Below are 25,308 nucleotides of genomic sequence, written 5' to 3'. Positions count from 1 at the left end.
AAGCTTACTCACCGAGATCTATATTTTTATTTGTATCGAAAGATTCTTAAAAACTTAAAGCATCTTTCAAATTACAAAATCAATTCTAATTAAGAATTAACTAAAAGCTTAGATGAAGGCTTGAACTTCGTTAAGTTGATACCTTTTACTGCTGCTTGGTACTCAGTTAAATCAGGAGTTCTACCTAAGATAGTTGAAAGTACTACTACAGGAGTAGATGATAATAATGACTCACCTTTCTTCTCAGAAGAATCTTTTACAACTCTACCTTGGAATAAACGAGTTGAAGTTGCCATTACAGTATCACCTGGCTCAGCTTTTTCTTGGTTACCCATACAAAGGTTACATCCAGGACGCTCTAAGTATAACATGTTCTCATACTTTGTACGAGCAGCACCTTTAGGAGCATCATCATCGAATTCAAAACCAGAGTACTTTTGAAGTACTTCCCAATCTCCTTCTTCTTTTAACTCATCTACAATGTTGTATGTAGGAGGAGCTACTACTAGAGGAGCTTTGAATTCTACTTTACCATGTAACTCTTCAATGTTTTTCAACATTTGAGCAAGAATCTTCATATCGCCTTTGTGAACCATACATGATCCAACGAAACCTAAATCAACTTGTCTGTCTCCACCGTAGTAAGAAAGAGGTCTGATGGTATCGTGCGTATAACGCTTCGACACGTCTTCGTTGTATACATCTGGATCGGCAATCATTGGTTCGACGATTTCATCCAAGTCAACTACTACTTCAGCGAAGTACTTCGCGTCAGCATCTGGAGTCAATGGAGGTTTAGCACCTGACTTCACCTCTTCGATTCTTGTATTTGCTTTGTCAATTAAGCCTTGAAGCACTCCTTTTTCGTTGTCCATACCCTTCTCAATCATGATCTGGATTCTAGACTTAGCGATTTCTAATGACTCTACTAATGTTTCATCTTCAGAAATACAGATAGATGCTTTCGCTTTCATTTCTGCAGTCCAGTCAGTGAAAGTAAACGCTTGGTCAGCTGTTAAAGTACCGATATGTACCTCAATTACTCTACCTTGGAATACGTTGTCACCACCGAATTGCTTCAACATTTGTTGTTGCGTGGCATGAACTACATCACGGAAGTCCATGTAAGGCTTCATATCACCTTTGAAAGTCACTTTTACTGACTCAGGAATTGGCATAGTTGCCTCACCTGTTGCCAATGCTAATGCTACTGTACCTGAGTCAGCACCAAAAGCAACACCTTTTGACATTCTTGTATGAGAGTCACCACCGATGATGATATCCCAATCAGAAACTGTGATATCATTCAATACTTTATGAATAACGTCTGTCATTGAGTGGTAAACGTGTTTAGGGTCACGAGCAGTAATCAAACCGAAGTCGTTCATGAATTTCATCAACTTAGGAATGTTTGCTTGTGCTTTCTTATCCCAAACAGATGCAGTATGACAACCTGATTGATAAGCACCATCAACGATTGGAGAAATAACTGTAGCAGCCATTGACTCTAATTCTTGAGAGGTCATCAAACCAGTAGTATCTTGAGAACCAACGATGTTTACTTCAACACGAACGTCTGAACCTGCGTGTAAAGTAACACCTGGAGTAGTTCCTACTGCATTTTTATTAAAGATTTTTTCAACCGCAGTTAAACCTTGACCATCAACTGAAATCTCTTTTGATGGAGCAAATACTACTGGAGCTTCCACTCCTAAAGTCTTCGCTGCGAATGATTGTAATTTCTTACCGAATACAACTGCGTAAGAACCACCTGCTTTGATAAACTCTACCTTTTGTGGAGTTAATGAAGCTGAGATGTCAATTAATTCTTGATCACCGTTGTATAACTTTTTAGTCTTAGTGTTGATTGTTAGCACCGTACCAGTTTCTACTGAGTAAGCCTGCTCTAAAACTGGCTCGCCTTCAGCATCTAATACTGTGTTACCATCAGCATCTTTTTGCTTCACCCAGTTTTGAAGGTCAATACCGATACCACCTGTTACTCCTACTGTAGTTAAGAAGATTGGTGAAATACCGTTTGTACCTGCAATAATTGGAGCGATGTTTACAAATGGAACATATGGGCTACCAGGGATACCTGTCCATAATGCCACGTTGTTTACACCAGACATTCTTGAAGAACCTACACCCATTGTACCTTTCTCAGCAATTAACATCACTCTCTTGTCAGGGTGCTCTTCTTTTAATGCTTTTAAAGCTGCTTGTTGCTCTTTATTGTGTTCGAAGATACATTGTCCGTGTAACTCACGATCTGATCTTGAGTGAGCGTCAGCACCAGGAGAAAGTAAATCTGTAGAGATATCACCTGTTCCAGCAATAAATGTTACAATTTTGATTTCCTCATCCACTTCAGGAAGTTTTGTGAAGAACTCCGCGTTAGCATAGCTTTCTAAAATATCTTTCGCGATAGCATTACCTTCTTTGAAAGCAACCTCTAAACGCTCCATATCCGCTTCGTATAAGAAAACTTGTGTTTTCAATACTTTTGAAGCTTCTTCAGCAACTTTTACGTCAGCACCTAAAGCAAGGTCTAAAAGTACTTCGATAGAAGGACCTCCTTTCATGTGTGACAATTGCTCAAATGCAAACTCAGAAGAAATCTCAGCTACAGCAACTTCTCCAAGAATAATCTCTTTTAAAAACTTCGCTTTTACACCTGCTGCACTTGTAGTACCAGGTAATGTGTTGTAAATAAAAAAGTTAAGTGAACCTTCACGGTGTTCGTTACCAGTGTCTTTGATTTGTTCAATTACTTCTGAAAGTAATTCTGCGTCATCGATCGGTTTCGGGTGAAGTCCTTGCGCTTTTCTCTCTTCAATTTCCTTGAGGTATTCGTTATATCTGCTCATAAAAATTCTCTTTGTGGTGTAAAAGGTAGTTTATAAGTTTGTTTTATGTAAATTAGTAAAATATGTATATTACTGATTACTTGATAGATAAATACAATTATCTGTTTTTTCGCAGTGCAAATTTACAAATAAAATTTAATATTTATCCCCTAACCTAGTATAATCGGATATCATACCACTTAATATCCAACTCTATTTTTAGAATTTAAACTAAAATCGTATTAATAAATTATTACAATTTTGAAGCAATATTCATTATTAAAGAACCCACAATAATCAAATTAAGAGTTAATCTAGATGTTAAATGAAGTTGTTGCGAGTCCTTTTAAGTATTACTACGTAAATTTACGTAAAAAATCTATCAATTCAAACCCAATTCAGAAGTGTATTACATATCTTACACCTATTCATGGATTCTAATTCAAATTTAGTAATAAACTCTTTTAATTTTTATTAAAAACAAAAAAGAGAAGCTTTTTTAAAACTTCTCTTCCTTATTTATTTTAATTCTAAAGCAACGACGTTCTCTACGTGGTAAGTGTGAGGGAACATATCTACAGGCATTACCTTTGTCACTTTGTATTTCTCATCTAATAGTGCTAAATCTCTCGCTTGTGTAGCAGGGTTACAACTAATGTAAACGATGCGCTTCGGAGCTACTTTCAAGATCTGAGCAACTACCTTTTCATCCATACCCGCTCTTGGAGGATCAGTGATAATCACATCCGGTTCTCCATGCTTTTTGATGAATGATGGCACCAAGATATCTTTCATATCACCAGCAAAGAACTTACAGTTTTCAATACCATTCAAATCCGTATTGACTTTTGCATCTTTGATGGCATCTTTTACATACTCAATACCAATCACCTCTTTTGCCTTTTTAGAAACAAATTGAGCAATTGTACCCGTACCTGTATAAAGGTCATATACTTTTTCCTCACCTGTCAACTCTGCAAAGTCACGAGCTACTTTATATAAATTGTAAGCTTGTTTAGAGTTTGTTTGGTAGAACGATTTAGGTCCAACTCTGAAACGCAAGCCCTCCATTTCTTCCTCAATATAAGGCAAACCATGGTAAGTAATTACATCCAGATCATGGTAGCTGTCATTTCTCTTACCATTAATCACATATAATAAAGAAGTAATTTCAGGGAATTGTTCTTTAATATGATCTAAAAGAGCATTACGTTTCTCTTCATCATCTTTGAAGAACAATAACATCACCATGATATCTCCTGTTGAAGAAGTTCTGATGACCATGTTTCTTAAGAAACCATCTTCTTCTTTTTGATCATAAACTGTATAGTCATTCTTTACAATAAAATCATAAACAGATTTTCTGATATCGTCAGAAGGTTTATTTTGAAGGTAGCAATTGTTTAGGTGTAGAATCTTATTCCACATACCTGGCAAATGAAGTCCTACTCCTCTTTTTTCAATTCCTTCCGTATTGGATTCCATTTCTTCTTTTGTCAACCAACGGTTACCTGTAAAGGTAAATTCCATTTTATTACGGTATTCAAAAGTTTCTTCAGAAGCAAAAATTGGAGTGATCTCAGGTAATTCAACCTTACCAATTCTTGATAATTGATCCACAACTTGTTTTTGCTTGTAATGCAATTGCCATTTGTAATCCAACATTTGCCATTTACAACCTCCACAAGTACCAAAGTGCTCACAGAAAGGTTCAACTCTTTGATCAGATAATTCATGGAACTGTGTTGGGCGAGCTTCCATATACGCTCTTCTCTTTTTTGTCACTTGAAGGTCACAAACATCACCTGTAACGGCACCTGTTACAAAAACAGTCATGTTATCTTCTGTTTTTGCAATTGCTTTTCCTTCACTTCCAACATCAATAATATTGACGTTCTCTAATACTATATTTTTTTTTCTTCTTCCCATTAAAGTATTTCCTATCTAAAGATAAACCTATTTAATTGACAGCTTTTTTACTGTAAGCGGATCTTTACAGTGCAAAAGTAAATCACTTAAAGATTGATTTAAAACCGGATGAACAAAGTTTGGTAATATTTCTGTTAATGGTTCTAATGTGAACCTTCTTTCTTGAATAAAAGGATGTGGCACTTTCAAGTTTTCATCTGAAACCACCTCGTTTTCAATAAACAATATATCAACATCAATAATTCTTGCTCCCCACTTTTCTTTTCTAACTCTCCCTAATTTCTGCTCAATATTTTGAGTTGTGTTTAATAAATCTTGTGGATTCATCGTTGACTTACACACCAAAACTTGATTGTAATAACTAGGTTGATCCTCCTTTCCCCACGCTGCTGTTTCATAGAAATGTGAAAGGCTTAAAACTTCACCAACATCATTATTAATTTCCTTTACAGCCTGACGAAGAGTCTCTTCTTTATTTCCAAGATTAGCCCCTAACAAAAGGACAATATTCTTTTCTGACATTTATTCATTTTAAAATTTCGCACAAAAATAAGAATAATTAGAAAGGATACCCTATACCGATGTTAAATTCAGTAGTCCCTTTTCCAAGAAAATCGTACCCTGCCACAAAACGATCTCCTTCTCTTCTTGCTGGATCATAGATCTTCGTCCCTACATCTAAACGAATAAGCAAGAACGAAAAGTCGATTCTAGCTCCTAGTCCTGCTCCTATTCCAAATTCTTTCCAAAAACGAGTCACATCAAAGTTTCCTCCAGGCCTTGTATTATCCTCTTCCAACAACCATACATTAGTAGCATCAATAAAAAAGGCCCATTGAAAAAGTTGTGATATTTTATAACGCCATTCTACATTGAACTCGATGATCATATCACCGGGCTGTTCAAAACTATAATTGAAAGATCCATCTTCATTTTGAGGAGGTGTATAAGAACCTGGTCCCAATCGCCTAGGTCTCCAAGCCCTATTACTATTACCTCCTCCGGAGAAGAAATATTTTTCATAAGGTAAAGCCTCTACTTCACCATAAGATTTTGCAACGCCCATATGTAACCTTGATGCAAAGAAGTGTTTTTTCTGACCTCCAATTGGTGTCACCTTACGGTAATCAAAATAGAATTTAAAAAACTTATAGTAACGAAGTCCATAAATTGCTCCAGGTTCACTGCCTGACCATTGATTTACTAAATCGAGAATATTACCACCCACTTCTCCAAAAAGCTTCATGTAAGACGCTTTAGAAGAACTAGTCATATAATCCCCTCTCATGCGTGACATACTGATGTGGGTACTTGAGACAAATGAGTTATCAAATGAATAGTGTAGCGTGTTTCCTTGCTCTGCTAATTGTTGTAATCGCACTCTGAAATCATTACTCAAAAATGGCGTTCTGACAACGTTCAAATCAGCAAGAGACAACTCAAATAAATCTTCTTTACGGTTTCTCCAATCGTATCCAAAAAGCCCTTTTAAATTAAGACGAGTATATTCGGGTCTACTTACATAAGAAACATCTGCCAGCACTTTCGTTTTGGCATTTCTGATATAATAAGACTCATTGAATCTATTATAAAATGGAATTAATGGTCTTGGAATATTTAAGATTGTACTAAAACCATATTCAGTACCATTATAAATTTCGTTGCTGCTTTCTGATACACTGGCTTGTGCTTCTAATGAAAAACGGCCTCTAAACTCTATTGATTCAGCACCTCGAAAAACGTTTCTTGATTTTAGAGAAACACTAGCAAAAGGCCCTGGTAAAGATCGGCTCACATTTAAACCTGTTTCAAAGGCATATTGGTATTTATCAAATGAACTTGGGTAAATAAAAACATTCAGAGAATCTTTACCCGTTTTTACATATTCAATGTTCACAAATTTAAAAGCGTCCATTTGACTAAGAAAACGCCTTGTATCATTGGATAATAATTCATTGTATGGCGTGCTTTCTTTTAAGGCTAATTTGCCATCTAAAATTTTAGGTTTATACTTTTTTGCATGCTGAATGTATGTGACATCCTCATATTCGACGGTGTCTGAAAGTACTGGATCAGTAGGGTCCGTTTCAAAAGTAATATCATTGATATGATACCTTGTATGTCGTTCCCCTGACTTTGGGGCATCAACTAAAATTAATATATCTACTTTACCATGAACATTATTTGTATCCACCTCATAATGAATATAGTTTGATGCAAAATCAAAATATCCACTATTTTTCAACACTTTAGTAAGTCTACTTCTCTCTAACTGTAAACTATTTTCTGAGTAAGGACCGTTCTCTTGTAAATAACTTTTTTTACTGTAAGTCAGAAGTTCATTATAAATACTGTAGCTTGGGGTTTTATATTTAACCGAATTGACCTTCCATTTTGATTGTTCTTTAATGATATATTTTTCAGAAACTAATCGATAATCTCTGTAAATGACTGTATCTACTTCTAAATCTACAGATGCATTAAGATAGCCTTTCGCATGTAATGTCCTTTCTAATAGTTTCTGGGTATTTTGTGACTCTTCTAAATCAAAATAAGCAGGTGGTTCTCCGGCTGATCGCATCCACCAGTTTCCATTCTCTACTCTCTCAGCAATTTTCTCCGTTTTACTGATTGATTTAGATTTGATTTTTCTCAATTTTTTGATTCCACGTACAGAATCCCTCACTGCCTTTCTCTCTGCCTTTCTTAAATCTTTATAGACCAAATAAACATCTTGCTGATAAAGACTATCTAAGTTCGCTCTGTTATCAATTACATCTTCTTTCCATTCATCCTCCATTGCTTTTATGACTTCCTCAAAATACTCCGTCATGTCAGCATATTTTATACTATCTTTTTGATAGTTTCTTTTATAAAATTTCTCCCCTCTCATATAAAAATAAAGAGGTAATCGAATATCCGACTTGAATAATGATCGATTGGGTTTTAATCGTATATAAGAATATAGAGTAGATTTATCAATCGCTTTTGACCCTTCAATTTTTTGATCAACCAAAAGACTCCTATCCTGTTCCAAATTTTTATAGGAAACACAACTTGAAATCAACAATAGGTTTGAGAAGAAGATGATAAATATGTATAAATGATTTCTCAAGTGAAGTATTTACAACAGTGAAAAAATATATCTTTTCAGATACTTAGCCTTAATTTAAAACGCAAATATACCTATTAAAAGCACTTTTTATATTCCTTGAAATGAAATATCACTTTCAAATAGGAAAGTTTTAAATTATTAATGATAAATTAGAAATAAAAAAGCATTAAGCAAGAATTGAAATGAACTCAGAAGCACTAAAAATTCATAAAAAGAAATTTCCTAATATTAATCCCAATTCATGGGAGCATCCTACCGATAAATTAGCCTTATCTGCATTACAAAAAATGCCTGGCTTTGATACTCTATTGAAATTCATAATTAGTAACACAACAGAAAAGTCACTGAGGATGATGACATTAGCTTCATCAGTCAGAGTCAATGACCTCCAATTTCCAAAAGTTTACGAATTATTAATAGAAGCATGTCAGATTTTTGACATTAAAGATATTCCTGAATTATATATTTCTCAGAGTCCAGTGCTTAATGCAGGAGCAATTGGGGTTGAAAGACCTTTTATTGTTCTTAATTCTAGCATGGTGGAAACCTTGAATCAAGAAGAACTTCTGACCGTAATAGCACATGAATTGGGGCACATTTTATCAGGTCATGTTTTATACCATACTTTATTGCAAGTTCTACTGAAGTTATCGATTATGGACATTGGCATTCCGCTTGGGAAAACAGCTATATTAGGGTTGATAATGGGACTAAAAGAATGGGAACGCAAAAGTGAACTTTCTGCCGACAGAGCAAGTTTACTTGCTTCTCAAAACCCAGAAACCTGTATCCATCTCTTAATGAAAATTGCTGGTGGAGGTATGATTGAGGAGATGAATTTGGGTGAATTTTTAAAACAAGCTGAAGAATATGAAAGACAATCAGGTTTTATGAATAAGACTCACAAATTTTTAAATACGGTCTTTGAGTCTCATCCATTTCCTGTTACAAGAATTGCAGAATTATTAAAATGGGTACAAAGTGGAGAATATGAAAACATCTTGAATGGCAATTATGATAACTCTCCTCTTTCGGAAGACAATGCAAAAACGTATAGTTTTCAGGAGGATTTCAAAGATTATACTGACCCCATCAATGAAAAAGTGAAAGATGCTACTGATTTTGTAAAGGGAATCTTAAACAAAAAAAGTTTCGAATAAAATAGCTACAACGTAAACCTCATAAACTAATAAAGCCTTAGGAATCGGTTCCTAAGGCTTTATTGTTATATAGTAAGCACTAATGACTAAGTCATCAATACTGCTTTAAAGTTGTCTAAGTTTTTCAATGCCTGTCCTGTACCACGTACAACTGCTCTCAACGGATCATCTGCAACATGAACTGGAAGCTTTGTTTTAATCGATAAACGCTTATCTAATCCTCTCAATAAAGCTCCTCCACCTGTTAAGTGAATACCTCTGTCATAAATATCTGCTGACAATTCTGGTGGTGCAGTTTCAAGTGCTCTTAATACTGCTTCCTCTATTTTTGAGATAGACTTATCAATAGCGTAAGCTACTTCTGAGTAAGTTACTGTGATTACTTTAGGAATACCAGTCATTAAATCTCTACCCCTTACTTCAAATGGTTCGATTTCTTCATCTAACTCTGTCAATGCAGAACCTACCTCTACTTTGATTTTCTCAGCAGAACGCTCACCTATTAATAGGTTATGTTGGCGACGCATATAATCCAAGATATCTCTTGTAAATACATCACCGGCAGTTCTAATTGACTGATCTCCAACAATACCAGATAAAGCAATGACTGCAATTTCAGTCGTACCTCCTCCGATATCTACAATCATACTACCTACAGGTTGTTCAATATCAATACCGATACCAATTGCAGCTGCAATCGGCTCAGGAATCATATAAACTTCTTTTGCTCCAGCATGCTCTGCTGAGTCACGTACGGCACGTTTTTCCACTTCGGTGATACCAGAAGGGATACAAATTACCATACGGTGAGAAGGAGTAAAGAATTTTTTCCCTTGATTGATCATACGTATCATACCACGTATCATCTGCTCTGCAGCGTGGAAGTCAGCAATAACACCATCACGAAGAGGACGAATAGTTCTGATGTTTTCATGCGTCTTCTCGTGCATTTGCATCGCTTTTGTACCCACAGCAATGACTTTTCCATTCTGACGGTCTAATGCAATGATTGAAGGCTCATCTACAACTACCTTGTCTTTCTGAATAACGAGTGTGTTGGCAGTACCTAAGTCAATTGCCAGGTCGCTAGAAAAGAAATCAAACAATCCCATATATTATTATTTCAGTATATTTCTATTATTGGTCCAATAAAAAAGATCACAATCACCTCATTTTTGATGAAGTTCTGCACAGTTTTAAGGTCAGTTTATCCATTAACTTTGCAAATCTGCAAAAACTACCTCTAAATAGAAAGTAAGAGTACAAATTACATTCGTTTTTTTACATCTGTTTTGTAATTTCTCTATGTATTTTAATTCTATCTCCTTATTATTGGAGGTATTTAAGAACGAAACATAAAATTCATCAGATGCACATTGAAGAAATCTATCAATTAGAAAAAAGTGACCGCCTAGATTTGGAAGCTCATAATATCACTCCAGAAGCAAGCGATTTTATTTTTTCTCTTAATGAGTTTGAATTCTTTAAATCTATTTATGATCAAAGTGAAGAAAGCAATTCTTCTCTTTTCCCTCCTTTTACAGCTTCTGAGTTACAACAAGTAAAAGCAATACTTGACAATATTGACTTCAGTAAAGGAAAGAGGACTCCTGTATACAATGCTATTCAAGAAGTACTCCAAAAAGCAGAACAACTGTCTTTTTTCAAGGATTTAAGTGAAAAACTAGATGAAATAGAAACAGATTGGGAATACGAGGACGAAAACCGATGGGAACTAATTGATTCTCTGAAAAACATTAGTGTTCTTTTCATGATGAATGAGATTGAAAGAGAATTTGGCGATAGTGAATTAACATCAGCTACTACTCTTTCCGATCAAGAATTTGAGTTTTTGTCTATTATTCATGAAGACGAGACAAAGAACAAGAAAGAGGTGAAAATTGGCCATCTCACTTTTAACCTTGCTCAGCTGGATTATGTTCGTGAAATCATTACTACACTTGAATATCCTGAGAACACTCCATTAGACATGGATCAAGAGCATTTCATTCTAAATATTTTAGAAAAGTGCTCACTCCTCAATGATGAGGAGCCCAATGAGTTCCACACCTTTAGTATTCAAGAGTTGTATGAGATTGAATCATCAAGCAGCACAACGAATGATGACAATTCTATTTTTGCAGATAATAATTTTTCAAAAGCTGAATTAAAACTTCTGGATGCTGTATTTAATGATAAAACATTCGTTAAAATAGGTGATTCAAAATACAATAAAAAACAACTTAGCAGTTTAAAAGGAGCCTTTACTGAAGAAATTGAATGGGATAGCATCAAAAAATACTTCTCTGAAAGTCAACAGGAATTAATTACTCATATTCTTTTAGTATATGAAAACCAATTCTTAATTGAAGAAGATGAAGAAGTTGAGGAAGGTAAAATTGACATAGAGGTTTTTTATCTAATGGATCAAATTGAGAGAAATGAAATGAATAATATTGGATCTTCTATTGGAGACCTGATTTTTACAGACCCTCAATATGAACTATTGGATGCTATTTATAAAAATAAGCCTTCGTTTGAGAATAAACTTCTAAAAATTAGTTTGAAAAGGGACGAGTTGGATAAAGTAGCTAAAATATTTGATCAATTACCATTGTACCAATCAGGCAAGATGGTAATTTCTCTACCTAAAAAGGCAAAACACTTTGTAGATGATTTAATTAATACTGCAATAGAAAATGACCCTAAGATATAGAGTAAGAATAGCTACATAAAATGAAAGGAGAGCAATTAAGACTCTCCTTTTTTTATTCTTCTAAAATATGCATGTGAATTGGTAGTTTGATAACTTCCTTGAAGTCTTCTCCAGATTCTTGCATATCTTCATCATCTTCTTCGTAATACCAATTTACTTCAACTTCATGTCCGCTTGCTTTTAAAAACTCTAGCTTTCTAAAAACTTCAACTAGACACTTTGAAGAACTTGTATTAAAGTACTCTAATCTCACATCGAACTGAGTTTTCGATTGTGGTTTAGTATTATATTCATCCAACCATTCAAATAATGGTCTATAAAACTCTATCGAATTTTCAGGAATCGACCTACCTGATATTAAAAAATAACCACTCTCATATTCCATTTGTATAAGAGGAGTTTTAGGAGTATCTTTTTTAAGAAAATCTTTCATCTTCTAGTGCGATTATACGGGTACGCTTACTTTGATTGTAAAAAATGAGTTTCTATTATCGTTAGTGATAAAATCATAGTCCAAATTCTGACCAGATTTACGAGCTATATCAATTATGCCTAAGCCTGCACCTCCTTGCTCTGAAAAATCACCATTACTGAGAACTTTGCGGTAACGCTTCTTAAGTTCTTCTACAGATAGATTGTTAATAGAATCTATTTTCTCTTTTAAAAATTCCGCGGTCTCAATAGGAACATAATTTCCTGCTATAATATAATAGGCATCTTTTCCTTTAGATAGCAAGAACATGACAACATTGTGGGAAGGATCATTAACAGTAGTGGAATCTACTCCTTCAAAATGATGAAATATATTTTGAAGAATTTCTACAGCAATCACATTAATTCGACGTTGAAGCTTCATTAATGATTCATACTCAGACAAAGTATCCTCCACTCTACTTAGAATCTCTCCGAGAATATCGTCATTCATCATGCCTTTAAATGCAAATAGTTCTTCTCCATTTGCACCCCGCATTTTTTGGTATAGTGTATCGACTTCTGAATGCACTTTCAATAGAGTGTTATCCAATTTTTAACTATGTACTCATCTCATCATATCAAAATGAAATGTTATAATTATACAATTACTTCATCTTAATTTGATATTCAAAATGTTTCTTTAAAAATAATTACAAAATTTAAATATTTACCAATTTTGTACCCTCATTTGTGAATTCTACAACCCCAATTTTGTATAAATAACCCAAAATCTGTTTGAATTGTTTTTTACTCATTTGAAATTCACGCATAATATCTTTCGGGTGACTCTTGTCGTTAAACGGCATCGAACCTCCTTTTTTTCTCATTAATAGAATTAGTTCTTTTCCTTTTCTGTCAACATCATCTGAGTGATAGCCTTGTTTTGTTAGCGAAAGATCGAGTTTTCCGTCAGGTCGTATGGCAGAAATAAAACCTTTTATTTTACTTCCTTCCTTTAAAGGTTTAAATACTTTATTCTTATATAATAAACCTCTCCATTTTTTATTAACAATACATTCATACCCAAGTTCTACTTCATGAGCTATGTATAAAAAAACTTCCTGATCAGTATAAAAAGATGAAGTATCTCTGGATAAATATTTATATAATTTTGTAGAAGCAAAAACCCTTCCTGTTTTTCTATCCAAGTCAATATAGACAGTATAATACTTCTTTTTTCTAAGGGCTTCTTCTTGTTCTGCGAAAGGAACAAATAGATCTTTGGATATTCCCCAGTCTAAAAACGCCCCCATTCGGTTGGTATCTTTACAAGGAAGAGTTACAAAGTCACCCACAATACCTTTGGGTTTTTCATGTGTAGCAACCCATCTTCTATCTTGATCTGTATAAATAAAAGCTGTAGTAGTTTCTCCTACTTTCAACTCTCCTTTTGCTAATCTTTTAGGCATAAAAACGTCCCCATCATCTGTGGCAAAGAAGTAACCAAAATCCGTTACTCTAGCCACTTCCAATTCGTTATATACACCAACGAGTACCTTACTCATAATTAATATCTATTAATGTTAATATCTCTTTAAAATCACTTGGTAGTTCTGCTTTTATCTCCGTCAACTTTTGTGTTATGGGATGTATGAAACTATACTTCCAAGCATGTAACCATAATCGGTCTAATTGAAACTTCTCCAAGAACATGTTATTATGGCGGTGATCACCATACCTTCTATCACCAATAATAGGATGATTTTCTCCTCTTAAATGAAGCCTGATTTGATGTGTCTTCCCTGTATAAGGTCTTGACAAAACTAAAGTATACCTTGAGGTTTGATAAGGCCCCACCGGAATAGGCAACTCTACTCTCTCCAATGGTTCTATATAAGTTTTAGCCGATTTATAGACTTTATCGTACCTATTTTTGATATCTTTAGTCAGCACCTTAGATTCCAATAAATGCCCTCTTACAATGGAGAGGTACTCTTTTTTTACTTCCCCACTTTCGTTATTCAACTCTTGAAACTGTTGACACATTTCTGAACTGAATGCAAAGATCAACACTCCTGAAGTAGCCCTATCCAATCGATGACAAGGATATACATATTTACCCAACTGATCTCTTAATAAATACATTGCAAACTCTCCTTCACGTCCGGTAAGTTCTGAAGGATGTACCATTAAGCCTGAGGGTTTATTGATGGCTACAAAATGTTCATCTTGATATAAGATTTCCAACATTTATTAATTTAACCTAAAGAAATTTCAATTATTAAACATAGACACCTTACCTTACGTTATAATAAAGTGTTTATATTTGCAAAAAGACAAATATACAGTTAAGTCTTCAATATTTTCATTATTGGAGCTTTAATACAGAAACATTACGAAATTAAATTATACAAATTATACTTATGCTAATAAAAATATTAATTGTTGTCGCTGCATTTGTATTTCTTTTTAAAAGATATTCTAAAGTCATTATTAAGTTCTTAATGGGTATCTTAAGCAAAAGATTGATGAAGATGCAACAGCAACAAGCACAAAACAATCCTTATTTTAGCCAACAGCAACAGTCTAATCCCTCTTATCAGCAACAAAACAACTTTGAGAAAGCGATAAAAGTGGACGACGACATGACCATTTATGTACCAAAAAAGAAAAAATAAAAAAATGATGCTGTTTCAATTTGAATTGAAACAGCATCATTTTTTTATCGCTTATTATTAATACTACTAATATGAATAAATTTATTTTTTCTAATAATTACAACCCCGTCTGAATTCTCACAAAATCAATTTTCTTTTCCATCTCCCATTCTACAGGTATCCAATGGATTTTCGTTTTTTTCTCCATTCTTCTAAACCAAGTCATTTGTCTTTTCGAAAACTTGCGGATGGACACCATCAGTATTTCTCTCATTTCTTCAAATGAAATTTCATCTAACAAATACTCTGTAATATGTCTATATTCTAAACCAAAACTTTTCAATTTCTCTGCACCCACTTCATCTAACAAAGCTTTCACTTCATCAATCATACCTTCATTAAATCGCTCATCCAATCGTTTTTCAATTTTTTTCCATCTTGTATCCTTATCAATGAGAATTGCAAAGTTTGAAGTCTGTAATTGTGGAATATCAACAGGTCTATCTTTTGATATTTGATCGCTTTTCAGAAACGACTCGATCTCGATTGCCCTGATTAGTGATCGCTCTCGATGCTCAATTCCTTTATGATCATCACGACTTGTCTTTAATTCCTCATAAATTGATGACAGTTCATCGATTGTTTTTCCTTCAAGAGACAATCTCAATTCTTCATTTCTTGGAATCCAAATATGTTCATAACCTTCCAATGTTACTGCTTCGATATACAATCCAGTCCCACCGCTCAAAATTGGAACAGTATGATTCGATTGAATTTGCTGAATCGCTTGTGCATAATGCTTCTGAAATTGATAAACATTAAAGGTCTCCCCAGGTTCACATATGTCAATTAAATGATAAGGTATTGGATTTCCATTGACACTATATTCTGATAAATCTTTTCCTGTACCAATATCCATCCTCTTGTAAACTTGTCTAGAATCTGCACTAATTACCTCTCCATTTATTGTAGCAGCCAAGTGTGTTGCTAAAGCTGTTTTACCGCTTGCAGTTGGCCCTGTTATTACTACTAATGGAGAATTCAAAGATTTTTCTTGTGACATATTTATAAATAATATCTATTGATAAAAAAAAACACGAAATTAAATATTAACTCCTAAGTCAAAAATTAATTTTCACTTTTGACTTAGATTAAAAGTGCTAATCTAAATGTATTTCAGTGATTTTACACTAATGTAAATTTACAATAACATTTATTGACCCAATCTATATATCGTGAGCTGTTTGTAATTTCAATTACATAAGGTAGGCCATTAGACAAGAATAACAGATGTCCATTAAACTTGAAATACCTTTAATAAATTACTCGTTGTTTCAATCTATTAAAAAACGAATCTCAGAGCTATTTGAAGAAGTGACCCAAAGGGAGTCAGATAGAAACTTTTTACTCTTTTCTATTCTTATGACTTTTGGTGGTACAACTTGGAGTGGGCTTTCATTTTATTTTGATCTTCAAACAGCAGGTTATATCCCTTTAGGCTACGTCATTTTCAGTATTTTCAATCTCTACTTTTGGGCCACAAAAGATTTTAAAAGATCCTGTAAAGCATTACAAACCTTCTTATCAATACTTTTACCTTTTGTATTTCAAATCATATTAGGTGGAACACGTTCTACAGGAGTTGTAATGATATGGTCTCTTTTTGCCTTGACTTCGACCTTAGCTTTTTACAGAGGCAAATCTCTATACTATTGGCTTTGTATTTTTGTATTTTTGATGGGCATCGTGATTTTAATTGACCACGACATTGAACATATCACTCCTAAATCACTGAAAAATTATCATGTATTCAATATGCTACTCATGATCAATTTTTCTATGATTTCCACAATGCTATTTTTCTTATCTAAGTTTTTTGTTGACCAGCAATTAAGAACATTAAATGAATTAGTAGAAACCAATGGACAATTAATCTCTGCAGAAGAAGAGGTACGTCAAAACGCTGAGGAAATATCTGTCATGAATGACATGCTCAAAGAGAGTAACAAAAAGTTAGAGGATGCTTACATAGAATTAGAAAAGAAGAAAAATGTTCAAATTGAATCTATGAACCATGCTATCCTTGAAAGTATTAATTATGCTAAACAGATTCAAAGATGTTTTCTTCCTTCTATCCATCGCTTTTCTGAAATTGTTAAAGATGGTTTTATTTTTTTCAAGCCAAGAGACATTGTCAGCGGCGACTTTTACTGGTTTTACAAGCAAGAACAATATACAGTAATCGCTGCCGTGGATTGTACAGGTCATGGTGTCCCAGGTGCTTTCATGTCGCTATTAGGTTCTGAAGCATTAACCAATATTGTCATCAATAAACAAGTATTTGACTCTGCTGAAATCCTAAATCAATTGGATCTAACTATTCGAAAAAAGCTGAAACAAGAAACTACAAGTAATAAAGATGGTATGGATCTAGCACTCACCGTATTTGATTCATATAATAAAACATGCTCATTTTCAGGGGCTAAAAACCCATTATTATATACTGACAATGAAGAACTTGTTTGTATAAAAGGGGATCGCCAACCTATTGGGATGTTTCATCCTGACCAATTACCAGTTCCTTTTACCAAACATGAATTTTCATATCATGAAAATATGAGATTTTACATGTATAGTGACGGTTTCCAAGATCAATTTGGAGGTGAAAGGCTGAAGAAATTTATGCCGAAAAGGTTAAAAAACACACTATTTGAGAACAGAAATATGGAAATGAAAATGCAACTTAGTACTCTTGAAAACACCTTCTCAACATGGAAAAAAAGTGAGGAACAAACTGACGATGTGTTAGTAATGGGATTCACCATGGAATAAGAATTCCTTGAAGAATACATTTTTATAAAGATTATAGATTATATTTACGGTCAAATATTTTTTTAAAACTAGCAAATGATCAATGAATCATAGAAAGTATAACCTATTCTACTTTTTAATACTCTTATTCTTCCATTTTTCTTGTACTACAACTAAAAATGGAGAAAATAGTGGAAACGCTAACCAAGAGATTGTTGAAACTGAAATAGAAGAAGAAAAGTTTAGCAATAAAGATTTCCCTGAAATTAAAAGAAGAGGAAAACTGATTGCTTTAACTGCCTATAGTTCTACTTCTTATTTTATTTATAAAGGTCAAACCATGGGATATGAGTATGAATTACTCTCAAAATTAGCTCATGATCTTGATTTGGAACTCCATGTTAAAGTTTACAGAAGCATTGATAGTTTATCCATGGCCTTACAAAAAGGTGACGGAGATTTAATTGCTTATGGACTTGCTATTACAAAAGACCGTCAAGAAAGAGTGGATTTCACTACTTCTTTAGCTCAAATCAAGCAAGTACTTGTACAAAGAAAACCTGATAATTGGCGTAAAATACCCAAACATAAAACAGATAAACAGTTAATAAGAAATGTTATTGATCTTGCGAACAAGACGGTAACAGTAAGAGAAAATACACCTTATCATTTACGTCTAAAAAACTTAGAAAATGAATTGGGTGAGGACATAAATATCGTATTAGCGAACAAAACTACAAGTACTGAAGAGCTTATTCATAAGGTTGCTAATAAAGAAATTGAACTTACTGTAGCAGACGAGAATATCGCTAAACTAAATAACACCTATTACCCTAATATTGATATTGAAACTGCGATTAGTTTTCCTCAACGTATTGCTTGGGCCACAAGAAAACAATCACCAGAGCTCAAAGCTAAAGTAAGTCACTGGTTAGACAGCATGAAAAACACCACTGATTTTTATGTCATCTATAATAAGTATTTCAAAAACGTCAGAGCCCAATCGAAACGTTTTGACAGTGAATACTTTAGCAGCGTAGATCATAGAGGTTTACTTTCAAAATACGATGAGATAATCAAGGAACAGGCTGATATTTTAGGATGGGATTGGTTATTACTTGCTTCTTTAGTATTTCAAGAATCAAAGTTTGACCCACATGCAAAGTCATGGGTAGGTGCTGTTGGACTTATGCAATTAATGCCTGCTACTGCTAAAATGTATGGTGCTAATAACCCACGTGATCCTCGACAAAACCTACGTGCAGGAACAAAATACCTGAAATGGCTGGAAGAGTATTGGAAGGATATACCGGACGAGAAAGAACGATTGAAATTTGTCTTAGCATCTTACAACACAGGACAAGGTCATGTTAGAGATGCCCAACGTCTTGCAAAAAAATATGATCATGACCCTCTAGTTTGGGATGATAATGTTGAAAAATACCTTTTACTTAAAAGTAACAAACATTATTACCATGATGAAGTCGTAAAATTTGGGTATGCAAGAGGAAAAGAACCTGTTCATTACGTTACTGATATTTCAGAACGATACAACAGATATATTGAATTATTAAGAAATAATTGATAAGTAGTTAACTCTCTCTCCTATAACAAGTTGTATTTATTGAATTCCTAAAGTGTAAAAAAATTATTCACGTATTTTTTACACTTTAGGAATTTTAGGTTTAAAACCCCACATTTTTCCTTATTTTTGCATCGAATCAATAATGACGAATCGTAAATATCGTCCTAAATAAAGATGACAAAAAAGCAAATCTCAGAATACACTTTTTCGAAAGAAGAAGTAGTGAATGACCTCAGGATAGCTATTGAGAGTAGACATGCGAGTTTAATTGGTCGAAAAGAAGTCTTCATGGGTAAAGCCAAATTTGGTATTTTTGGAGACGGAAAAGAAGTCGCCCAACTTGCAATGGCTAAATTCTTCAAGGAGGGTGATTTTCGCTCCGGCTATTACCGAGATCAAACATTTATGTTTGCAATCAATCAATTAACTATCCAAGAGTTTTACGCTCAATTATACGCACATACTGACATAGAAGCCGAGCCATCAAGTGGTGGTAGATGTATGAATTCTCATTTCTCTACTAGAAGTATTAATCCAGATGGTTCTTGGAAAGATTTAATTAACCAAAAAAATTCAAGTGCTGATGTTTCTACTACATCTGGCCAAATGCCTAGAATGGTGGGTTTAGCCTATGCTTCTAAGTTATATAGAAACAATCCTGAGCTTTTGGATAATGAAACTGCAAAGAAATTTACAAATAAAGGAAACGAAGTAACATTTGGTAGTATTGGTAATGCCTCTTGTGCAGAGGGTGCATTTTTTGAATCAATCAATGCTGCTGGTGTTCTACAAGTACCGATGGTCTGTGCTGTTTGGGATGATGGATATGGCATCTCTGTTCCCAACGAATATCAAATGACCAAAAATAGTGTTAGTGAAGCACTGAAAGGTTTCCAAAGGACAAAAGGTTCAAATGGTCTTGAAGTATTTACAGTAGATGGTTGGGACTACCCTGCCCTTGTTAAAACGTACAAGCAAGCTGTTGATATTGCAAGAAAAGAACATGTACCTTCATTAATTCACGTGGTGAATGTAACCCAGCCTCAAGGTCACTCTACTTCTGGCTCTCATGAGCGTTACAAATCGAAAGAACGTTTAGAATGGGAATTGGAATACGACTGCCTTAAGAAAATGAAAGAATGGGCTGTAGGAGAAGGTTTTATTACAGAAGAGGAAATTGCAGTCATTGAAAAAGAAAGCCTTGAAAAGGTAAAAAAAGAAAGAAAGGCAGCTTGGGACAGCTTCAAAGTAAGTATGACAAAGGAATACGACGAAGCAATGCAATTGATGAACAGAGCTGTAAGTTCACTTCCTGAAAACAATGAAATCTTACGTTTAGCCAAAGAGCTTAAAAAGACCATCAACCCTATTCGAAAAGATGCTATTTCTGTAATCAGAAAATCTTTAAGAGAGCTCCGCAATACTAATTTGCCCATCAAAACAGATATGCAGGAATGGGTAAAGAAAGAGAGAAGAGAAAATTACGAAAGATATAGCAGTCACCTTTACAGTGAATCTGCAGCTGCAACAAAACATATTAAAGAAGTACTTCCAATTTACAATGCCAACTCACCAATGGTCGATGGCAGAGAAATTATGCAAGCTTGCTTTGATAAAATGTTTGAGCAGAATCCTTTAGTTTTTGCCATTGGTGAAGATGTAGGTAAAATTGGTGATGTAAACCAAGCTTTTGCTGATCTTCAAGACAAGTATGGTGAAATCCGTATTACTGATACAGGTATTAGAGAAACATCAATTCTCGGTCAAGGTATTGGTGCTGCACTTCGTGGATTGAGGCCAATCATTGAAATCCAATATTTGGATTATATCTATTATGCTATCACTGCATTAACTGATGATTTGGCTTGCTTGGAATACAGAACAAAAGGCGGTCAAAAAGCCCCACTAATCATTAGAACACGAGGTCACCGTCTAGAAGGTGTTTGGCATTCTGGTTCACCAATGGCGGCACTCATCCATAGTATGAGAGGTGTCAATATTCTAGTACCAAGAAACATGACAAGAGCAGCAGGTTTCTACAATACAATGCTCAAGTCTGATGAACCTGCATTAATTATTGAATGTTTGAATGGCTATCGCTTAAAAGAGAAAATGCCTGAAAACATCGATGAAGTTTGTACTCCACTTGGTATTCCTGAAGTTATTAAAGAAGGTCAAGATATCACTATTGTAACTTATGGTTCAATGTGTAGAATCGTAATGGAAGCCGCTGATCAATTGGCTAAAATTGGAATAAGCGCTGAGGTTATTGATGTACAATCATTGTTACCGTTTGACACAACAGGAATTATTAAAGCTTCTATTCAAAAAACAAATAGAGTTATTTTTGCTGATGAGGATATGCCTGGTGGCGGAACGGGATACATGATGCAACAAGTAATTGATGAGCAAAAAGCCTATGAATTCTTAGATTCATCTCCAGTATGTGTCTCTGCAATGCCTCATAGACCTGCTTATGCATCGGATGGCGATTATTTCTCTAAGCCTAATACAGAAGATATTTTTGAAGCGGCTTATGAGATTATGTCTGAAGTAAAACCAACTGAATACCCTGAATTATATTAAGAGTATTTCAAAGATAAAGGTCTGAAAGATCCAAAACGCCTGTACAAGCTATGCTGTATAGGCGTTTTTTATTTCCCTTCACATCAATAAAAAAACCACTCCCATAAGAAGTGGCCTAATGCGAAGTAAATGAGTTGCATTTCGAGGTGGATTTACCTCATATTTACTCAGCATTGCAAAGTTATATTTTAATTTGAATCTTTAAAAAGATAAATTTCTAAAAAAACGTAATCACTAATTAAATTTGATTGACTTGATCGGTGATATACCTAAAACAATAGAGGTAGGTACGAGCAAACTCATTGAAGTCAAGATAATTATAGTGATATTAATAATAAAAATAGTATCCCAATGAAAACTAAAAGGCACATGATCAAGATAATACGTAGATGCTTCTAGTGGGATTAATTTGAATTGATTTTGGATGATACCAAAGGAAATAGCAATAAAATTACCAATCAACATTCCTTTTACAGCCATTCGAATTCCATCAAAAATAAATATCTTTTGTAAAAGATTATTTGTAGCGCCCAATGCTTTAAATGTTCCAATCATAGAAGTTCTCTCCATTATTAAAATCAACATAATAGAAATTACATTAAAGATGGCTACACTTGTAATTACAATTAAGAAAATCCAAACATTGTTATACAGCATCTGAAACCAATCGAAAAAATGTGCATATTTATCTTTTACACTTCTTGATATAAGGTGAACATCAACATAGTTTTCGTCTAAATATTCTGAAGTTGCTTCAATCGTATCAAAATTATGAAGCATTAGTTCCATTCCTCCTACTAAAGAATCACCCCAATTATTAAGCCTTCTTACAAGATTTATATCACCATATGCAACAAGTTCATCAAAATCTTCAAGGCCAGTATTATAAATTCCAGAGATCTTCATTTTACGAGCCTTTGGCGGTTGTTGGATAAAATAGATGATAATATCATCTCCTATCTTCAAGTGCATTTTAGTCGCTAATGCTTTACTAATCACTATTTCCTTTGACCCTTTTTTATCTTTCTCAAACTCAGGAAACCTTCCCTCTTCCATCTGAGTATCCCATCTCGATACATCATAATCTTCGGAAAGTCCTTTAATTAAAATTCCCGACACCTCGTCATTTGATTTCAACAAACCCCATTTATGTGCGTAACTATATACGTTCTTCACACCAGGTAAATGTTCTTTCTCATTATAAAGAACAGATTTATTTACGTTGACAGGAGGTTCTTCTTTACTCCTATTCATTGTAAACTTTTCAACATTAAGGTGACCTACATGTAAGAAAAGTTTTTCCTCAATACCTTCTTTAAATCCATAAAAAATAGAAAATGCCAAAATTAAGGCTCCCACACCCAACGCCACACTACCAATAGCTATCTTTGATATCAGCTTTGTAAATGAATTATTTCTATGTTGACTTAACCTTTTTGATATAAAATAAGGTAAATTCTTTGTTTCTTTCATTCAAAAAAATCTATTGGTCCTCGACAAAAATTTCTGATAATTCCTTATCAATATCCTTCAACTTATCCTTACACCATTGTACCAAGAATTTTGCTCTATTGGCCAATTGTGATAATTGATCTATAGGCACTTCCTCTGACTCCAGTTTCTTTTGAATACTCTCTAATTCCTCAAGGGCAGATTCGTATGATAAATTCTCTTTTTTGTCTGACATTCTTTTTTTTCAATATTGTGGATGCAAGTTAAGAGGTAGTCGAAAAATATTACAATTTTTCATCTATTTTATCGACTATACTTTCAATAATTTTATGATGAGTATGGGTTTGTATTTTATCTCCTTTTTTGAGTTGTTGCGGATTAACGAGTTTTCCATCTTTCAAAGTCATAGAATAACCCAATGCCAATACTTCCAAAGGGTCTTTAGACCTTATACTTACTTCTTTCATTGAAAGCTTATACTTTTCTTCCTTTAACCTATTTTTAAGAGAAAATTGAAAATGTCCCCACAACTGATCTAGTTTTTCTACCTCTCGTTTTGTTGACAGCTTTGAAAAGTACACCTTCTTTTGATTTAACTTAAACTTCTCAAAATCTATATTTGTAGTAATTAAATTCTTCAGGTTAAAGCGTTGCTTTTCAATTTTGAAATGCTCTTGCTCAATTTTCTTCTGAAAGGCAGGTAATGTTTTTGTGACGTGGAACCTTAATGTAGATTTTCTAAATTGTATTTTTTCTGTTAGTATTCGGTGTATACGTTCTAACTTTAAATCCACTTTTTTATCAAATCCAAATGCCTTATCTAATAAATAATGAGCTACTGCAGTGGGGGTTTTAAAGTTTTCATGTGCTACCATGTCGACGATAGAGAGATCTCTATCGTGTCCTATACCTGTCAACACTGGCAATTCACATTTTGCTACTGCATAAGATAAATGATAATCATCAAACGCAACTAAATCAGCTTTTGCCCCTCCACCTCTAATCATTACCACAACATCAAAATTATCTTTATCAATTTTATGAAGAGCCGCAAGTAATTCTTCACTCGCATTTTGCCCTTGTACAGTTGCTTTGAAAAGTTTCACCTCAAACTTATAATTTTCATTGTTTGATAATAAATGTTGATTGAAATCTTCAAAACCAGCCGCTTTTGAGGAGGATATCACAGCAATTCTTTGAGCTACCATAGGCAGTTTTAGTTGTTTTTGCCATTCAAAAGCACCTAACTGCTCAAGCTTTGCTATATTTTCTTTTCGTATTCTTTCAAGTTCTCCTATACTAAACGACTCATCGATATCTTCAATTTGTAATGAAAGGCCATATACTGCATGGTATTTAATTGACACTTCGACTAAGACATTGACTCCCACCTTTACTACTTCATCAAAAATTGATTTCAGCCTATGCTTAAAAACTTGCAACTCCGCTTTCCATATTGTTGCTCTATTTCTGGCAATAATTTGGTTTTCATTCTTCTCAATTAATTCCAGGTAAGCATGACCTCCATTATATTGCAATTGGGCAATTTCTGTTTTGATCCAAAAAGAAGACTTCACCTTTAAAAGGTGAAGTTCAATACTTCTATTTAGCTGTGAAAGAGAATAAATGTTTTTACCACTCGTCATCTTCTTCTAATTGAAAATTAGTATAGGCAGATTGTAATTCTTTAAAAGCGTGATGATCTTTCTCTTGCTGACATATTTTCAACCCCGTTTTATAAGTCTCTTCGGCTTTATCTGACTGTCCATTTTCAGCATAAGCATAAGCAGCATGATAATATGTACCGGTATAAGTTTCATGCTCTTTTAATAGAATCTCATAATATTTTATTGCTTCTTCCCACTTTTCCACTGATGCATATTCTGTTGCAATTCCATAAATTACAAAAGGGTCCGAAGGGTCTTCTTTATAAAAAGCAAATAATTGATCTAATCTCTTTGTGTTCATTTTTTAATCTTTAACACGAAAGATAAATAATTTCATTTTTGCATCAAACAAAAGAAGGTCAGCTCT

At 34.0% G+C, this 25,308-nt stretch carries 20 protein-coding genes; 6 read left to right on the top strand and 14 right to left on the bottom strand.

Annotation, left to right across the window (positions count from 1 at the left end; translation table 11 throughout):
• Positions 1-89: 89 nt before the first annotated feature.
• From PL77_RS07900 to PL77_RS07885, 4 genes are all read right to left on the bottom strand, one after another.
• On the bottom strand, positions 90-2,870 hold the full coding sequence (locus tag PL77_RS07900) for a bifunctional aconitate hydratase 2/2-methylisocitrate dehydratase (protein ID WP_044203546.1): 2,781 nt from the start codon (positions 2,868-2,870) through the stop codon (positions 90-92).
• 498 nt (positions 2,871-3,368) lie between these two features.
• Complete coding sequence (gene rlmD / locus PL77_RS07895; RefSeq protein WP_044203544.1) at positions 3,369-4,778, bottom strand: 23S rRNA (uracil(1939)-C(5))-methyltransferase RlmD; 1,410 nt, start codon at positions 4,776-4,778, stop codon at positions 3,369-3,371.
• A gap of 27 nt (positions 4,779-4,805) precedes the next feature.
• Complete coding sequence (gene folK, locus PL77_RS07890; RefSeq protein WP_044203541.1) at positions 4,806-5,300, bottom strand: 2-amino-4-hydroxy-6-hydroxymethyldihydropteridine diphosphokinase; 495 nt, start codon at positions 5,298-5,300, stop codon at positions 4,806-4,808.
• A 37-nt stretch (positions 5,301-5,337) separates the two neighbouring features.
• A complete protein-coding gene (locus PL77_RS07885; protein WP_156152288.1) occupies positions 5,338-7,815 on the bottom strand; it encodes a BamA/TamA family outer membrane protein in 2,478 nt (825 codons plus the stop codon).
• A 260-nt stretch (positions 7,816-8,075) separates the two neighbouring features.
• On the opposite strand from PL77_RS07885, the gene PL77_RS07880 reads away from it, so the two are divergent.
• On the top strand, positions 8,076-9,053 hold the full coding sequence (locus PL77_RS07880) for a M48 family metallopeptidase (RefSeq protein WP_044203538.1): 978 nt from the start codon (positions 8,076-8,078) through the stop codon (positions 9,051-9,053).
• A gap of 86 nt (positions 9,054-9,139) precedes the next feature.
• Here PL77_RS07880 and PL77_RS07875 read toward each other — a convergent pair whose 3' ends face one another.
• A complete protein-coding gene (locus tag PL77_RS07875) occupies positions 9,140-10,165 on the bottom strand; it encodes a rod shape-determining protein (protein ID WP_044203537.1) in 1,026 nt (341 codons plus the stop codon).
• A gap of 257 nt (positions 10,166-10,422) precedes the next feature.
• Between PL77_RS07875 and PL77_RS07870 the strand changes: the two genes are divergently transcribed.
• Entirely contained in the window at positions 10,423-11,769 is a 1,347-nt protein-coding gene (locus PL77_RS07870; protein ID WP_044203535.1) for a hypothetical protein, read from the top strand.
• A 52-nt stretch (positions 11,770-11,821) separates the two neighbouring features.
• Here the strand turns inward: PL77_RS07870 and PL77_RS07865 are convergent, their stop codons facing one another.
• The 4 genes from PL77_RS07865 to PL77_RS07850 form a co-directional block, all read right to left on the bottom strand.
• A complete protein-coding gene (locus PL77_RS07865) occupies positions 11,822-12,202 on the bottom strand; it encodes a DUF1987 domain-containing protein (RefSeq protein ID WP_044203533.1) in 381 nt (126 codons plus the stop codon).
• Between the two features lie 12 nt (positions 12,203-12,214).
• On the bottom strand, positions 12,215-12,739 hold the full coding sequence (locus PL77_RS07860) for a SiaB family protein kinase (protein ID WP_156152287.1): 525 nt from the start codon (positions 12,737-12,739) through the stop codon (positions 12,215-12,217).
• Between the two features lie 163 nt (positions 12,740-12,902).
• Positions 12,903-13,748 carry a S1 RNA-binding domain-containing protein gene (locus PL77_RS07855; RefSeq protein WP_044203529.1) on the bottom strand — a complete coding sequence of 282 codons (846 nt, stop codon included), beginning with the start codon at positions 13,746-13,748 and terminating at the stop codon, positions 12,903-12,905.
• A complete protein-coding gene (locus PL77_RS07850) occupies positions 13,741-14,433 on the bottom strand; it encodes a pseudouridine synthase (protein WP_044203527.1) in 693 nt (230 codons plus the stop codon). The genes PL77_RS07855 and PL77_RS07850 overlap by 8 nt, the downstream gene beginning before the upstream one ends.
• A gap of 173 nt (positions 14,434-14,606) precedes the next feature.
• On the opposite strand from PL77_RS07850, the gene PL77_RS07845 reads away from it, so the two are divergent.
• Positions 14,607-14,861 carry a hypothetical protein gene (locus PL77_RS07845; RefSeq protein ID WP_044203526.1) on the top strand — a complete coding sequence of 85 codons (255 nt, stop codon included), beginning with the start codon at positions 14,607-14,609 and terminating at the stop codon, positions 14,859-14,861.
• Between the two features lie 97 nt (positions 14,862-14,958).
• Here the strand turns inward: PL77_RS07845 and miaA are convergent, their stop codons facing one another.
• On the bottom strand, positions 14,959-15,903 hold the full coding sequence (miaA, locus tag PL77_RS07840; protein WP_044203524.1) for a tRNA (adenosine(37)-N6)-dimethylallyltransferase MiaA: 945 nt from the start codon (positions 15,901-15,903) through the stop codon (positions 14,959-14,961).
• Between the two features lie 227 nt (positions 15,904-16,130).
• Here miaA and PL77_RS07835 point away from each other — a divergent pair, with 227 nt between their 5' ends.
• The 3 genes from PL77_RS07835 to PL77_RS07825 all read left to right on the top strand — a co-directional run bounded on the left by PL77_RS07835 (position 16,131) and on the right by PL77_RS07825 (position 21,822).
• Entirely contained in the window at positions 16,131-17,672 is a 1,542-nt protein-coding gene (locus PL77_RS07835; RefSeq protein ID WP_044203523.1) for a SpoIIE family protein phosphatase, read from the top strand.
• 82 nt (positions 17,673-17,754) lie between these two features.
• Positions 17,755-19,236, top strand: a complete 1,482-nt coding sequence (locus PL77_RS07830; RefSeq protein ID WP_044203521.1) for a transglycosylase SLT domain-containing protein — start codon at positions 17,755-17,757, stop codon at positions 19,234-19,236.
• A 174-nt stretch (positions 19,237-19,410) separates the two neighbouring features.
• A complete protein-coding gene (locus tag PL77_RS07825) occupies positions 19,411-21,822 on the top strand; it encodes a thiamine pyrophosphate-dependent enzyme (protein WP_044203520.1) in 2,412 nt (803 codons plus the stop codon).
• 234 nt (positions 21,823-22,056) lie between these two features.
• Here the strand turns inward: PL77_RS07825 and PL77_RS07820 are convergent, their stop codons facing one another.
• Genes PL77_RS07820 through PL77_RS07805 form a run of 4 tightly spaced genes read right to left on the bottom strand, consistent with a single transcriptional unit; the run spans position 22,057 to position 25,242 of the window.
• Positions 22,057-23,295, bottom strand: coding sequence for an ABC transporter permease (locus tag PL77_RS07820; protein WP_044203518.1), 1,239 nt, complete (start codon positions 23,293-23,295; stop codon positions 22,057-22,059).
• Positions 23,296-23,305: 10 nt separating this feature from the next.
• On the bottom strand, positions 23,306-23,509 hold the full coding sequence (gene xseB, locus PL77_RS07815) for an exodeoxyribonuclease VII small subunit (RefSeq protein WP_044203516.1): 204 nt from the start codon (positions 23,507-23,509) through the stop codon (positions 23,306-23,308).
• A 49-nt stretch (positions 23,510-23,558) separates the two neighbouring features.
• Positions 23,559-24,920, bottom strand: a complete 1,362-nt coding sequence (gene xseA, locus PL77_RS07810) for an exodeoxyribonuclease VII large subunit (RefSeq protein WP_044203515.1) — start codon at positions 24,918-24,920, stop codon at positions 23,559-23,561.
• Positions 24,907-25,242, bottom strand: a complete 336-nt coding sequence (locus PL77_RS07805) for a tetratricopeptide repeat protein (RefSeq protein WP_044203514.1) — start codon at positions 25,240-25,242, stop codon at positions 24,907-24,909. The genes xseA and PL77_RS07805 overlap by 14 nt, the downstream gene beginning before the upstream one ends.
• Positions 25,243-25,308 lie beyond the last annotated feature (66 nt).

This window comes from Flammeovirga sp. OC4 (genome assembly GCF_000812565.1).
Taxonomy (GTDB): domain Bacteria; phylum Bacteroidota; class Bacteroidia; order Cytophagales; family Flammeovirgaceae; genus Flammeovirga.
Note: the sequence above shows the minus strand (reverse complement) of the source record. Positions and strands in the feature narration are given on the sequence as shown.